This is a genomic window from Borreliella japonica, from assembly GCF_030438115.2.
Taxonomy (GTDB): Bacteria; Spirochaetota; Spirochaetia; order Borreliales; family Borreliaceae; genus Borreliella; species Borreliella japonica.
In genome coordinates, this window is sequence record NZ_CP124062.1 from 736,076 (window position 1) to 749,213 (window position 13,138).

Annotated in this window: 16 protein-coding genes and 1 tRNA gene; 16 read left to right on the forward strand and 1 reads right to left on the reverse strand. The window is 28.1% G+C overall.

The features are described 5' to 3' along the window. The first annotated feature begins 39 nt into the window (after positions 1–39). The 13 genes from fusA to rnc all read left to right on the forward strand — a co-directional run bounded on the left by fusA (position 40) and on the right by rnc (position 9,556). Complete coding sequence (gene fusA / locus QIA21_RS04100) at positions 40–2,049, forward strand: elongation factor G (protein ID WP_301393226.1); 2,010 nt, start codon at positions 40–42, stop codon at positions 2,047–2,049. 274 nt (positions 2,050–2,323) lie between these two features. Continuing rightward, positions 2,324–3,532 carry a host adaptation transcriptional regulator BadR gene (gene badR, locus QIA21_RS04105; protein ID WP_301393227.1) on the forward strand — a complete coding sequence of 403 codons (1,209 nt, stop codon included), beginning with the start codon at positions 2,324–2,326 and terminating at the stop codon, positions 3,530–3,532. Positions 3,533–3,594: 62 nt separating this feature from the next. Then, positions 3,595–4,929 carry a signal recognition particle protein gene (gene ffh, locus QIA21_RS04110; RefSeq protein ID WP_301393390.1) on the forward strand — a complete coding sequence of 445 codons (1,335 nt, stop codon included), beginning with the start codon at positions 3,595–3,597 and terminating at the stop codon, positions 4,927–4,929. Between the two features lie 12 nt (positions 4,930–4,941). Continuing rightward, positions 4,942–5,202 carry a 30S ribosomal protein S16 gene (gene rpsP, locus QIA21_RS04115; protein ID WP_301393228.1) on the forward strand — a complete coding sequence of 87 codons (261 nt, stop codon included), beginning with the start codon at positions 4,942–4,944 and terminating at the stop codon, positions 5,200–5,202. Next, entirely contained in the window at positions 5,203–5,451 is a 249-nt protein-coding gene (locus tag QIA21_RS04120; RefSeq protein WP_004791279.1) for a KH domain-containing protein, read from the forward strand. Between the two features lie 3 nt (positions 5,452–5,454). Then, entirely contained in the window at positions 5,455–5,955 is a 501-nt protein-coding gene (gene rimM / locus QIA21_RS04125; RefSeq protein WP_301393229.1) for a ribosome maturation factor RimM, read from the forward strand. Continuing rightward, entirely contained in the window at positions 5,952–6,671 is a 720-nt protein-coding gene (gene trmD, locus QIA21_RS04130; protein ID WP_091971780.1) for a tRNA (guanosine(37)-N1)-methyltransferase TrmD, read from the forward strand. The genes rimM and trmD overlap by 4 nt, the downstream gene beginning before the upstream one ends. Further along, the gene (gene rplS / locus QIA21_RS04135; protein ID WP_091971778.1) at positions 6,649–7,014 is read left to right on the forward strand and encodes a 50S ribosomal protein L19; all 366 of its coding nucleotides are present in this window, start codon (positions 6,649–6,651) and stop codon (positions 7,012–7,014) included. The genes trmD and rplS overlap by 23 nt, the downstream gene beginning before the upstream one ends. Before the next feature lie 259 nt (positions 7,015–7,273). After that, positions 7,274–7,816, forward strand: coding sequence for a hypothetical protein (locus tag QIA21_RS04140; RefSeq protein WP_301393230.1), 543 nt, complete (start codon positions 7,274–7,276; stop codon positions 7,814–7,816). Position 7,817: 1 nt separating this feature from the next. Continuing rightward, on the forward strand, positions 7,818–8,309 hold the full coding sequence (coaD, locus tag QIA21_RS04145) for a pantetheine-phosphate adenylyltransferase (RefSeq protein WP_091971773.1): 492 nt from the start codon (positions 7,818–7,820) through the stop codon (positions 8,307–8,309). 62 nt (positions 8,310–8,371) lie between these two features. Beyond that, entirely contained in the window at positions 8,372–8,554 is a 183-nt protein-coding gene (gene rpmF / locus QIA21_RS04150) for a 50S ribosomal protein L32 (RefSeq protein WP_002557290.1), read from the forward strand. 22 nt (positions 8,555–8,576) lie between these two features. Continuing rightward, positions 8,577–8,819: an acyl carrier protein gene (gene acpP / locus QIA21_RS04155; protein WP_091971771.1), complete on the forward strand. Its 243-nt coding sequence runs from the start codon at positions 8,577–8,579 to the stop codon at positions 8,817–8,819. Then, on the forward strand, positions 8,819–9,556 hold the full coding sequence (gene rnc, locus QIA21_RS04160) for a ribonuclease III (RefSeq protein ID WP_301393231.1): 738 nt from the start codon (positions 8,819–8,821) through the stop codon (positions 9,554–9,556). The genes acpP and rnc overlap by 1 nt, the downstream gene beginning before the upstream one ends. Here rnc and QIA21_RS04165 read toward each other — a convergent pair. After that, entirely contained in the window at positions 9,527–10,759 is a 1,233-nt protein-coding gene (locus QIA21_RS04165; RefSeq protein ID WP_301393232.1) for a CCA tRNA nucleotidyltransferase, read from the reverse strand. The two genes, rnc and QIA21_RS04165, sit on opposite strands and share 30 nt — an antisense overlap. 115 nt (positions 10,760–10,874) lie before the next feature. Between QIA21_RS04165 and QIA21_RS04170 the strand changes: the two genes are divergently transcribed. The 3 genes from QIA21_RS04170 to QIA21_RS04180 all read left to right on the forward strand — a co-directional run bounded on the left by QIA21_RS04170 (position 10,875) and on the right by QIA21_RS04180 (position 13,138). Beyond that, positions 10,875–12,647: a hypothetical protein gene (locus QIA21_RS04170; RefSeq protein ID WP_301393233.1), complete on the forward strand. Its 1,773-nt coding sequence runs from the start codon at positions 10,875–10,877 to the stop codon at positions 12,645–12,647. A gap of 5 nt (positions 12,648–12,652) precedes the next feature. Continuing rightward, positions 12,653–12,976 carry a hypothetical protein gene (locus QIA21_RS04175; RefSeq protein ID WP_301393234.1) on the forward strand — a complete coding sequence of 108 codons (324 nt, stop codon included), beginning with the start codon at positions 12,653–12,655 and terminating at the stop codon, positions 12,974–12,976. Between the two features lie 88 nt (positions 12,977–13,064). Then, positions 13,065–13,138: transfer RNA gene (locus QIA21_RS04180), tRNA-Thr, on the forward strand.

The window sequence follows — 13,138 nt, forward strand, 5'->3', positions numbered from 1 at the left end:
TTATCTGTATTAAGGCTTTAAGTTGTTGTTGGGGATTTTATGGGTATTAGAAATATTGGAATTATGGCTCATATTGATGCTGGCAAAACTACTACCACGGAAAGAATTATTTATTATACTGGCAAAAGTCATAAAATGGGAGATGTTGATTCTGGAAACACTGTTACTGATTGGATGCCTCAAGAGCAAGAAAGAGGAATTACTATTAGTTCGGCTGCTATTACTTGCCATTGGAAGGGTTGCCAAATAAACATTATTGACACTCCAGGGCATGTTGATTTTACTGCAGAAGTTGAAAGATCTCTTCGAGTTCTTGATGGGGGCGTTGTTATTTTTAGCGCTGTTGATGGAATTCAAGCTCAAACAGAAACTGTTTGGAAGCAAGCAGAAAAATATGAAATTCCACGACTCGCTTATGTTAATAAGATGGATAGAATAGGTGCTGATTTTTTCAAAGTTGTAGGAGATATTGAAAATAAGTTTAAAACTATTCCTTTAGTTTTGCAAATTCCAATTGGAAATGAAAGCAATTTTGAAGGAGTAGTTGATATTATTTTAAATAAAGAACTTCATTTTGTAATGGAAAAGGGAGTTCCAAAATTAACTTATAGCCAAGTTAGAGAAGAATTTATTGAAAAAGTAGTTCTTTTTAAGAAAAAATTAATAGACATTCTTAGCCAATTTAGTGAAGAAATTACTCAATTATTTCTTGAAGACAAAGAGATTGGTTTAGATATTATTAAGAGCGAGATTAGAAGAGGCACTATTTCTAGATTTATTATTCCTGTTTTAATGGGAACTAGTTTAAAAAATATTGGAATAGAGTCTTTAATTGATTCGATTGTAGATTATTTACCAAGTCCTTTTGAAAAAAATTTTGCTGCTTTTTCTTTAGATACAAATAAAAAAATTTTAGTTGATCCTAATGAAAATAAAAAATTGTCAGCTCTTGTTTTTAAAGTTCAGTATTCAAGTGTAATTGCTTCTCATCTTTATTTTGTTAGGGTTTATTCTGGTGAGATTAATGCTAATAAAAAAATTGTCAATGCTTCAAATGGTAAGCGTGAAAAGTTTACAAAAATTTTTAGAGTTTTTTCAAATAAAAATGAACAAATAGATTTCGTGAAAGCAGGTGACATTGGTGCTGTTTTAGGATTAAAGTTTTCTGTTACAGGGGATACTCTTATTGAGAAAGACAATAATATTTTGCTTGAATCTGTTATGTTTCCAGAGCCAGTTGTTTTAATGTCTGTTGAGCCTGAAAGATCATCAGATGAGGTTAGGCTAAAGCAAATTTTTGAAATAATATCTAAAGAAGATCCTACTTTTAGTTATTCTGAGAGCAAAGAAACAGGGCAATTGATTATATCTGGGATGGGCGAATTGCATCTTGAGATTATTCTGACTAGAGTTAAAGATGAATTTAATCTTAATGTTCATACAGGAAAACCTCAAGTAAGCTACAGAGAGAGTGCGGGTAAAATTGTAAAAGAAGTTTTTAGGTTTAATAATATCTTTGCTGGCAAAAATATTGATTTTAAAATTGGAATGATCATTAAACCTTTGTCACGGGGTGAAGGAAATAAAATTGATTTCGAATGTGGTATTGATTCTGCAATTAAATCTGCAATATTGAGGGGAATTACAGCTGCATTTGTAAGTGGAATTTTTGGATATCCTATTATTGATATTAATGTTATCATTTTTTCTATTGTCTGTGAGACTAGTAAGATTAGTGAGAGTGTTTTTGAATCAATTTCAGGATTTGCTTTTCATAATATTTTTCAAAAAACATACCCTATTAGACTTGAGCCAATAATGTTATTGGAAATTAGAACACCTATTGAGCATACAGGAGAAATTATTTCTTCATTAAGTATTATAGAGGGTGTTATTCATTCCGTTAACAATGTTGGAGAGTATGATTTGATAAAATCAGAGGCGGCTTTCGAGAAGCTTTTTGGGTATGCTTCTATTTTAAGAAGTTCTACTAAAGGGAGAGGCAGTTTTACTATGGAATTTTCTTATTTTAAGGAAAAACTAAGTTAAAGTTTTAGTTTTTGGGCAAATAGCTTTTCTTGTGTTTATTATTTTATAAATCTAATTAATTTTTATTGATGAGTTTTTATAAAAATGATTTTATTCATTTTTTTGTTAAGCTGTAAATTTTTAATAGTTTATGAATCTGTTATTATGATGTAAAATATTTTTAACCTTATAAAGGTATGTTTGTCTTTGAGGAGTAGATAGAATATTATATTGGGTTTTTTTGATATGATATTCTATAATATTTTTTTATTTTAAAAAATAAAGGAGGTGTATTATGCAAGGTGAAAATATGGTTTCAATTAGGGGTGGAAATAGAAAAAAAATTCTTCTTAGTTTGAAAAATATGCAATATTCAAGAACAGACTTAGCTCGTAAGTTAACCTTAACAAATGCTGCGGTTACTATTTTGACTAATCAAATGATAAAAGAAAATCTTTTAATCGAAGTTGGCTCTAGAGTATCTGATATTAAAAAACATGGACGAAAAGAAATACTTCTTGATATTAATAAAGATTATGCGTATTCAATGGGAGTTATTATTTCTAGTAATTATTTTCAAATAGGTATTGCTAATCTTAAATGTGAGGTTTTAATAAGCGAGACTCATTCTTTTGAACCCCCAGTTAGTGCTTATGATATTTTAGAAAAAATAAAAGATCATATGATAGAAATTATTTGGAAGCATAATTTCTCAAGAGATAAGTTTATTGGCTTAGGTTTTAGTATTATAGGTTTAATAAAAGATAAAGAATCAGGCATTGTTAATGACAGTTATGGAGCGTGGATTGAAAAAGATGTTCCTGTTAAGAGAATACTTGAGGAATATTTTTCACTTACAGTTTATCTTGAAAGCTATGTTAAAAATTTATCTCTTGCTGAATTTATGGGTAAAAATATAGATAATATTATGTTTTTTGACTATACGGATACTGCTGAACTTTCTATTTGGTCAGGTGGCAATGTTTATCCCGGTTTTAATAATAAGTCAGGTATGGTTAGCCACATGATAATTGATTATGAAGGAGAGAAAAATTGCCCAACTTGTGGTAATAAAGGTTGTGTTAATATGCTAATATCTAATTTTGCTTTGCAGAGATTAATCTCGAAAGAATTTATGAATGGTGAGATTCCTGAGCTTTATGAAAAGTATGAAGGTAGATTGAAAAAGGTTACAATATATGATATTTTTTCTCTTTATGAAAAATATGATTTTATAAATAAAATTATGGAAGATACGGTTAAATATTTGGCAATAATTATTATTAATATTCAAAGAATGCTCGATTTTAATTATTTAGTGCTCTATGGTCAAAGTTTTAAATTAAAAGCTTTTTTCGATTTGTTAAAAGAAGAGATTAAAAATCGCAATAAAGAAAATGTGGTATTAAAGCTTAGTTCATTAGATACCGAAATTTCTGTTGTTGGGCCCGCTTCTAGTGTTATTTTTAATAAATTTTATTTGACAGGAGGAGATATTGATTAATATTGCCTTTTTTTGTATCTTATATTTGATAAGATTATTTTTGAGAATAAGGGTTATTTTTGATGCTTGAAAGTTTGGGGTCAAATTTTAAAAATTTTGTAAATTATCTTTCTGGGAAATCTACAATAAATGACAAAAATATTGCAGAGGCTATTGAAATTATCAAAAATTCATTAGTTGACGCTGATGTTAACTTAAGAGTTGTAAGACGTTTTTTAAATTCTATAATTGAAGAATCCAAGGGAGTGAAAGTTTTAAGAGGTATTGATCCTAAATCTCAGTTTATTAAAATTGTCAATGATAATCTTGTTAAATTTTTGGGAGGCAAAAGTTGTGAGCTTAGCTTACATCCTGTTAATAAACAATCTTATGTTCTTATGCTTGGACTTCAAGGTTCTGGCAAGACTACAACATGTGTTAAGCTTTCTTTAAGGCTTAAAAAAGAAAATAGAAAAGTGCTTCTTGTAGCTGCCGATACATTTAGAGCAGCGGCTATAGAGCAGTTAAAAATATTGGGCAATCAAATAGATGTTCCGGTATTTTCACTTGAAGGAGAAAAAGATCCTATTAAGATTGTTAAAGCCGCTATGAGGTTTGCCGAGTCTGAGTTTTTTGATTCTGTAATAGTTGATACTAGAGGACGACTTGAGGTTGAATCTTCATTAGTTGAAGAGATAAAAAAAATTAAGGAGATTTTGCATCCAGCAGAAACCATTTTGGTGCTAGACTCTATGATGGGGCAAGTTGCAGCAAATATTGCTAAGGAATTTAATGAGAATGTTGGGCTTACTGGTGCAATATTTTCTAAGTTTGATTCAGATACCAGAGGAGGCGCTGTACTGTCGTTTAAAAGCATTTGTGCAGTTCCTATTAAATTTATTGGGGTTGGAGAAAAAATTGAAGATCTTGATTTCTTTTACCCAGAAAGAATTGCTTCTAGAATTCTTGGCATGGGGGATGTTGTTAGTCTTGTAGAGAAGGTTCAAAGTATTGTTGACAAAGAAGAGGTTATTAAACTTGAAGAAAAAATTAATAAAGCTAGTTTTAATTTTGAAGACTATTTAAGCCAATTTAGACGCATGAGACAAATGGGAGGGTTTTCTAATTTTGTAAGTTTTTTACCAGGTGTTTCAAAAACAATGTTGAATATGGGTGATTTGAATGAAGAAAGTTTTAATAGAGAAGAGGCTATTATTCTTTCCATGACTAAAAAAGAAAGAGTAAACCCAGTTATTTTGAACAATCCTTCAAGAAAAAAAAGAATAGCTTTAGGAAGTGGAACGACTATTTTTGATGTTAATAAGCTCATAAAAAAGTTTAGTCAAACAGCTTTGATTATGAAAAAAATGAAAAATAAAGATTTTCAAAATAAGATTGCATCCCTTTTGGGAAAATAAGGAGGAATAAATTTGAGCGTTAAGATAAGATTGAAGAGAATGGGGGCCAAGAAAAGACCTTATTATAGGATTGTGGTTATGGATTCTGCTTCTCCTAGAGATGGTAGGGCAATTGAAGAGCTTGGTTATTATCATCCTGTTGAAAAGCAAAATCAAATAAAAATTAAGGAAGATAGAATGAAAGATTGGATAAGCAAGGGAGCAATTTTAAGTGATACGGTGAAAATGCTTTTAAATAAAAACAACTTGAATGCTAAAAGTCAGGAGGTTTAGATGAAAGAGTATGGAAATGAGATTGAACTTATAGAGTTTATAGTAAAGTCTCTTGTAGACAAACAAGATGAAGTAAAACTAAATGTAATTGAAGGGGAAAAATCAACTATTTTAGAATTAAGAGTTTCTCAAAGTGATGTAGGCAAGATAATTGGGAGACGAGGTCGTATTGCACGAGCTATTAGGACTTTGCTTGGAGCTTGTGCTGCTAAAACCAATAGGCGAGTGCAATTGGAAATTTTAGATTGATTTATGTTTATTAAAGGCGTGATATTGTCGTCTTATGGAGTTAATGGATATGCTAAGGTCAAAAGCATATCCAATAATTTTTATGATTTTATTAACCTAAAAAATAATAAAGTTCTTTTGAAAAAAAGCAATGGTTTTGCCATTGAAGTTAAAATTGTGGATGTTAATATAAAGAGCAATTCCTTATTTTTGAAGTTTGAAGGAATTAATACCCCCGAGTCAGTTAAGCCTTTGATTGGTTTTGAATTGTGGGTTGATGATGCGCTTGCATCGAGTTTGAAAGAAGGCGAATATTATTTGGGAAAATTGATTGGCTATGCTATTGTTAATGACAATAGGAAGTTAGGAGAAGTTGTAGCTTTCTTTGAATATTTAAATAGTGTATTTCTTGAGGTTAAAGTGGGTATTAAGTTTTTTTTTATCCCTTTTTTAGGCATTTATATTGGAGATATAGATACTAGTAAGAAAACAATTGAGCTTAAGGTTTTAGATCTTTTAAGATGAAATTTACAGTTATATCCCTTTTCCCAGTAATAATTAAACCATTTTTTGAGAATTCAATAATGAAAAAAGCTATTGACAAAGGAATAGTAAGTTTTGAGCTTATTGATGTTAGAGAGTTTTCAAAAGATAAATATAAAAGATGTGATGATGTGCCTTATGGAGGAGGTGCTGGGATGGTATTAAAGGCTGAACCCATGTCTTTTGCTCTTGAGTATGTAGAAGCTACTAAGAAAACAACAATATTTTTAAGTCCTTCTGGTATAAAGTATACCCAAGAATTAGCTTATTCCTTGTCAAAAAAAGAAGAAATTGTTATAATTTGTGGAAGATATGAAGGGATTGATCAACGTATTATAGATTTGTATGTTGATTTTGAGATTTCCATTGGAGATTATGTTTTATCTTCAGGAGAGATTGCGGCTCTTGTGTTAATAGATAGTTTATATAGACTGCTGGATGGAGTAATAAATCCTAATTCTTTATTAGAAGAATCATTTGGTGTGAAAAATGGGTTACTTGAATATCCTCATTATACTAGGCCTTATAATTTCATGGGGATAAAGGTTCCAGAAGTTCTTGTTTCAGGGCATCATGAAAATATAAAGAATTGGAGGCTTTTTAAAGCTATAGAAAAAACTAAGAAAAATAGATATGATTTATACCTTAAATATTTAGAGATAATAGGAGAAGATGATGGATTTGATAAGAAAAATTGAAGCTCAGAATAAGAAAAATGAGACTTTTGTCTTTAATGTGGGAGATACTGTAAAGGTTGTTTATAAAATTATTGAAGGTAGTAATGAAAGGTTGCAGAGTTTTGAAGGGATTATTATTGCTTTTCAAAATAAAGGAATTGGCAAAACGTTTTTAGTTAGGAAAATTTCTTCAGGAATAGGCGTTGAAAAAATTTTTCCAGTATACTCTCCTATTATAGAAAAAGTTGAAGTTTTAAGAAAAGGAAAGGTTAGAAGAGCAAAGCTTTATTATATGAGAAATAGAATTGGTAAAGCTGCTATGAAGATAAAGGAGCGTCTTAATACTAAAAAGATTAGACATTAATTTTTAAGTTATTTTAAATATTTTAGTAAATTAGGTCATGAGATGAAGCAAATTAGATTATGATTAAAAATCATTTTTGAATGATTTTTTGTTGTACGAGTTTTTATTCAGAGATTTATGATTTTTGATGTTTTAAAAAATAATTTTAGCAAGCTTGGTCATGCATTTGCTGCGATTAAGGACACTAGTTAACTATTCTTACTAATTTTTTATTTTTGTAGGACAAATATTTATTTGTTGTCGTTAAGGAGAGTTGATTTTGAAATATACTCAGAGTAAGTTTAAGGGTATTAGTAATTTTCAGAAATACAATAAGCGTTTTTATGGTTTTAAAAATAAAAAGTTAAATTCTGAGAGTAAAAGTCAAAATCTTTGCCCGTTAAACAATTCTAATAGTAAATCTACTGTTTTAAATCCAGATAAACAAAATGTTTTTAAAGGTAAATTTAGAAGAAGAAGTATAAAGTTTAAAACAAGAATAAATTTTGACATTACTTGTGCTATTTGTGAAAAAAAAATAAATGATCTTGTTTTTAGTATGTCTTTAAAGGTTGAAAATGAAGATAAGCCCGTTCATTTTGATTGCGCTATTAACAAATTGACGGTTGAGAATAATCTTTCAAATAGTGAAAAATTGGTTTATAGAGGTGTTGGTAAATTTTTTATTGTGGATACATCTTCTAGAGGAGAATATTTATGTTTCAAAATTATCAAAGAAATTGAATTTGAAAATTTAAAAGAACAACCAATATGGCGTAAAAAAATTCTTAAAGATATCAATAGGGGATTTAGGCTTTGTTGATATGAAGGTGGCAGTTTTTCCAGGATCTTTTGATCCAATTACCTGGGGTCATATTGATTTAATTAAAAGATCTTTGGCCATTTTTGACAAAGTTGTTGTTTTAGTCGCTAAAAATAAATCAAAAAAATATTTATTAACTGATATTGAGAGATTTAGTCTCACAAAAGATGTTATTTTGTCTTTAAATTTTTCAAATGTATTTGTAGATAGGTATAGCGGATTTATTGTTGATTATGCATTAATTAATTCTATTAAATTTATTGTTAGGGGAATTAGGGCTTTTAATGATTTTGATATAGAGTTTGAGAGATATCTTGTTAATAATAAATTAAATTTTAAAATCGATACTATATTTTTGCCAAGTAGTGCGGAGCATTTATATGTAAGATCGGATTTTGTAAAGGAATTGATGAGAAAAAAGGATGTTGATCTTTCTGATTTTGTTCCAGAATTGGTGTTTAATAGATTAAAATCTAAGTTTATTGACAAATGACTTGGTTAATATATATATTATTAAGATAATTTAATGTAGTTTAAAAGTAGTAGGAGAAAGTAATGGCTGTTCCAAAATTTAAGCCTTCAAAATCTAGGAGTAGAACAAGGCGTAGTATCAATATGAGAAAGAAAATTCCACAATTTCAAGAATGTTCTAATTGTGGCAATCTTGGAGTGAGGCACAGAATTTGTTTAAAATGTGGATATTATAGGAATAACCAATATCTAGAAATAGGTTTGTAGTTTGAGCAAGGAAGGTGTATTCATGGATAATGATGAAATTTTTAGTAAGGTTCGGTCTATTATATCTGAGCAGCTTGATAAAAAAGAAGATGAAATCACCATAGACTCTAGATTTGTTGAGGATCTTAGTGCGGATAGTCTTGATATTTATGAGCTTTTATATTTACTTGAAGAGGCTTTTGATGATAAGATTCCGGAAAACGAGGCCAATGAATTTGAGACAGTAGGTGATGTTGTTAATTTTATTAAAAAGAGAAAAGGTTGATGAAAAAAAAATCTTCCGATTTTTGTTTTGGTAGCGAAAGAAAAATTCAATTAAGTGAATTTTTGGAAAATTTGAGCATTAATTTTAATGACTTTGATTTATTAAATACAGCATTAAGCCATTCTTCGTATTCTAATGAGTTGGATCAAAAATCTGGTAACAATGAGAGATTAGAATTTTTGGGAGATTCTGTGCTTAATTTGATCATCACAGATCATCTTTATAAAACTTATCCAAATAAAAGTGAAGGAGAACTTAGTAAAGCAAGATCTTATATTGTTAGCGAAGATTCCCTATCTAGTATTGCTAGAGAAATTGATCTTGGTTCTTATATTTTACTTGGCAGAGGGGAGGAGAGTAATGATGGTCGCAACAAAAAAGGCATTCTTGCGGATGCTATTGAAGCCCTTGTAGGAGCTATTTATCTTGATAGTGGGTTTTTAATGGCAACAGAATTTGTGGTTGGACTTTTTGATATGTATATAAGATTGATGTTTAATAGGGGCGATTTTAAAGATTATAAGAGTTTGTTGCAAGAATATGTTCAAAAGAAATATAAAATCTCGCCAAGTTATAAGCTAGACAAGGAAATAGGTCCAGATCACGATAAAGTTTTTTGCGTTGAACTTTATGTTGGAGAAAAGTTTATATCAAATGGAAAGGGCAAGTCTAAAAAAGAGGCCGAAATGAGAGCAGCTGAAGTAGCTTTAAAGGCCATGGAAGATATTAATCTTTAAGGTTTTTATTTTTTTTATAAGATAATTTTTAGTATTAAGTTTGGGATTTTCAATTACATAGCTTAGCAGAATGTTTAAAATTATACCTATATTTTTGTTTTCTATTTGTTTTAAATTTTGAATATCTTTTCCGTTTATTTTCAAATCTTTTAAAGAGAGAGGATTTTTTAGTAATTTTTTTCTTTTTATGTTTTTTGTTATAAATAAATATTTTTTCTTTTTCCCTTTGAGTGCTTTATATATATCAATTATTTCTTTATAATGTTCCCTTGTGCTTTTGCTAAGCAAGTATCTAATATCACTTAATTTCTTGATATTAAAAATATTGTTATTATCGATTATGCTTCTATAAAATAAAATTAACTTAATTTCTTTGTTTGAGAATTTAAGCAAAGTTAATTTTTCTTTTAATTCTTTTATAGGTTTTTCAATCGTTAATATAGTAATTGCCTTTAGATAAAATTTGTCTTTGTTAAGCAGTGCAGTTTTTTTGATTAATTTTGTTTTTATTTCTAGATTGAAAAAATTCTTAAAAAAATCAACTTTTTTAAGATAATAAATTCCTTTTTGTATATTTGTGCCTTCTAACAATTTGTAAAATTCGTTTTTTATTCTTTCCTTTGAAATCAGTAAAATATTTTCTTTTTTGTATTTCATCGAAATTAAAGTATTTTTTTCAATGTTAAAATTAAGTGTAGATGAGAATCTTGCTGCTCTAAGTATTCTAAGGGCGTCTTCTTCAAGTCTTTTATTGGGATTTCCTATGCATCTTATTATTTTTTTATTAAGATCTTTTTTCCCATCATAGCAATCTATTATGTTAAAACTGAAAATATCCATTGCAATTGCATTGATTGTAAAATCTCTTCTTTTAAGATCTTTAATTAAATTTTTAGTATACTCTACTTGTTTAGGGATTCTGTTTTTTTCATATTCTTTTTCTATTCTGTATGTGGTGATTTCAAAGATTTTTTTATTAAAGATAATACCAATTGTTCCATGTTTTATTCCTGTTTTGATGTTATTTGGAAATAATTTTATTATTTCTTCAGGAGTTGCATTTGTTGCAAAATCAAAATCGCAAGGCTGTTTATTAAGCAGCAAGTCTCTTAAGGCGCCTCCAACTAAATAAAATTCGTAGTTGTTTTTTTTAAATATTTTGCCAATTTTAATTATATTTTGATTATTATTGCCTAGATTCATATAAAATTATATTATAGTGTAAATAATTTTTTTCTAAAATTGATTTACAATTTTAATTTATTTGAAGTATGTTGTAAGTAGTGCTTGTATTTTTAAATGGTTTTATTGGGGTTTTATGAGTGGTAATAACAATAGTGTATACAACGCTATAGGTCAGCTTTCAAAAGAGACCAAAAATAGATTGATGAATGATATAAGAAAAAGCTTAGGTTTGAATTCTTCCGAGTTTGTTTTGCCCAATTGTAGTAATGAGCCTTGTGTTGATTCTCAGCTTGAAAAATTTCTTTCAGGGCGTTTAATGGAAGAGTCATTTCTTATGAAAATGTGGTTAACTATTTTAAATTTTTTTCAGAAGGATAAAAGTAAAGAAGATATTTATAAAGCTTATGTTATAAAAAATCTAGAAAATCAAATTAATGAAATGTGTAAAAATCCAGTAATAGATTTTAAGAGAGAATGTTTGTATGTTGGTTTTGTAGAAATGTTTTTTAGTGTTTGTCGATATTCAATGGAATTGAAAGAATTTTTTAAAAAATTAGAAAAAGGTGGTATTGTTGTTGAACAAACTATTTTAGAAATTATTCAAAATAAAGTTATTCATTCTAAGAAAAATTTAGAAGATTTTTTAGATGAAGGCGAATATGAGCTTTTTTTGAAAAAAGAAAAAACTCAAAACGATTTAGAAGAATCTCTTAAGATTAAAATAAATGAGTATATTAATTCTATTCCGGCTAATATTTATAAAACCGTCTCTGATATGTTTGAGTTTTATTATGTTTTTAATAGTTTGGCGTTTTTTCCGTACAAATCTTTTTTTTCATTTTTCAATGTAGATCTTTTGGATAATGTTGAGAATATTAGTATCGTTGACCTTGAGGTTGGATTTGGAATTAGCTTTTCAAGTGTTAGTAAGTATTTGAATTATTTTTTTGATATTTTATATACATTAAAAGATATTGAGATAGATGAGAGCATTGTTAAAAGTATTATATCAAATTATTTTTTAATATCTGATGATATTAGTAATTCAGAAATAATTTCAAGAGAAGATCATTTGTCCCGAGTAGAATATGTATTAAAAAACGTTTTATCGATTGTATCTAAGATTGTTGTCTTGTCTAGAACTTTGCCTTATTTAGATGTTTTTAGGGTGTATTGCAAAAACCCGGTAGCGTCTCCCAAAAAATATGTACCCTTTTTTGATGTGAAAAATTTTTATGAGAACATTTTATTTTTAAATGTTATGGGGCAGGCCATTGAAAGGCGTGATAGTTCTTTAAAAGTTCTTGTGACCAAGGAAATAAAAAGCCTTGTTAGAGATCCTGGTGTAATTTTTAATTTAAAAGGTGAGATTTTTAACGAATTAAATCTTGGTAATTATAGTTTTAAAAAGTTATATTTTCTTAATGATTTTTTTAAAAATATATATGATGTTAGAATGATGGAAGTTTTAAGGACTATAAATAATGTTGTATTAATTAATAATCATGACTTGAGAAATATATATGTTGACATTGAAAATAATATTACTGGCTTGAAAAAAGAAATTTATAATATTTACTTTGAGATTGATTATAAAAATGAAGAGTTTGAAAGGTATAAAAGAGAAAGTAAAATCGATGATCCTTATAAGGAAAGGATTTTGAAGTGGTGTTTAAATGAGTCGATTACTATTGATAAAGCTTCAAATAGATTTGTAGATTATTTTATCGAGCTTAAAAAGAGATGTTTGGCTCTTTTAGAAAATCATAATGTTTTTATTCGAAAATCTTTAACAGTTTCTTATAAGTCAATGGCAAATGAAAATAAAAAAATTACATTAGCTGATGTTATTGGCAATCTTTTAGAAATTATCAATCAAGCACTTTTCATAATAAAAAATTTATAAATTTCATGAGAGCTTTTAAAGTAAAAAATCTAAGATATTTTTCAAATTTTATTAGAATCTTGGTTATTGTGTTGTTTTTAAATTCTTTATTGAGTTTATTCGTTTTTTTAGCCGGTTCTTACAATATTTTTGTTTACAATTTTCAGAAATTTTATCTTGATCTTACTATTATTTTAAGCTCTGCTTCTTTTGGGCTTGAATCTACTAGGCTGATATTTTTTTATTTATTGAGAAATAAAAAAATTAATTATTATTTAATTTTAATTTTTAGTTTTATGATTTTTTTTTGTGCTCTTGTTTTTAAAATTTTTCTTTCTGGCAACAAATAGATTGATAAGAAGATAGCATTAATTGTTTGTTATTATTCTATTGACTAATAATTTTTATTTTTATAAACTAACTATTAGTTTGTTATTTGCCGACTTAGCTCAGCTGGCCAGAGCAGCGGTCTTGTAAACCGCAGGTCGTCGGTTCGACTCCGACAGTCGGCT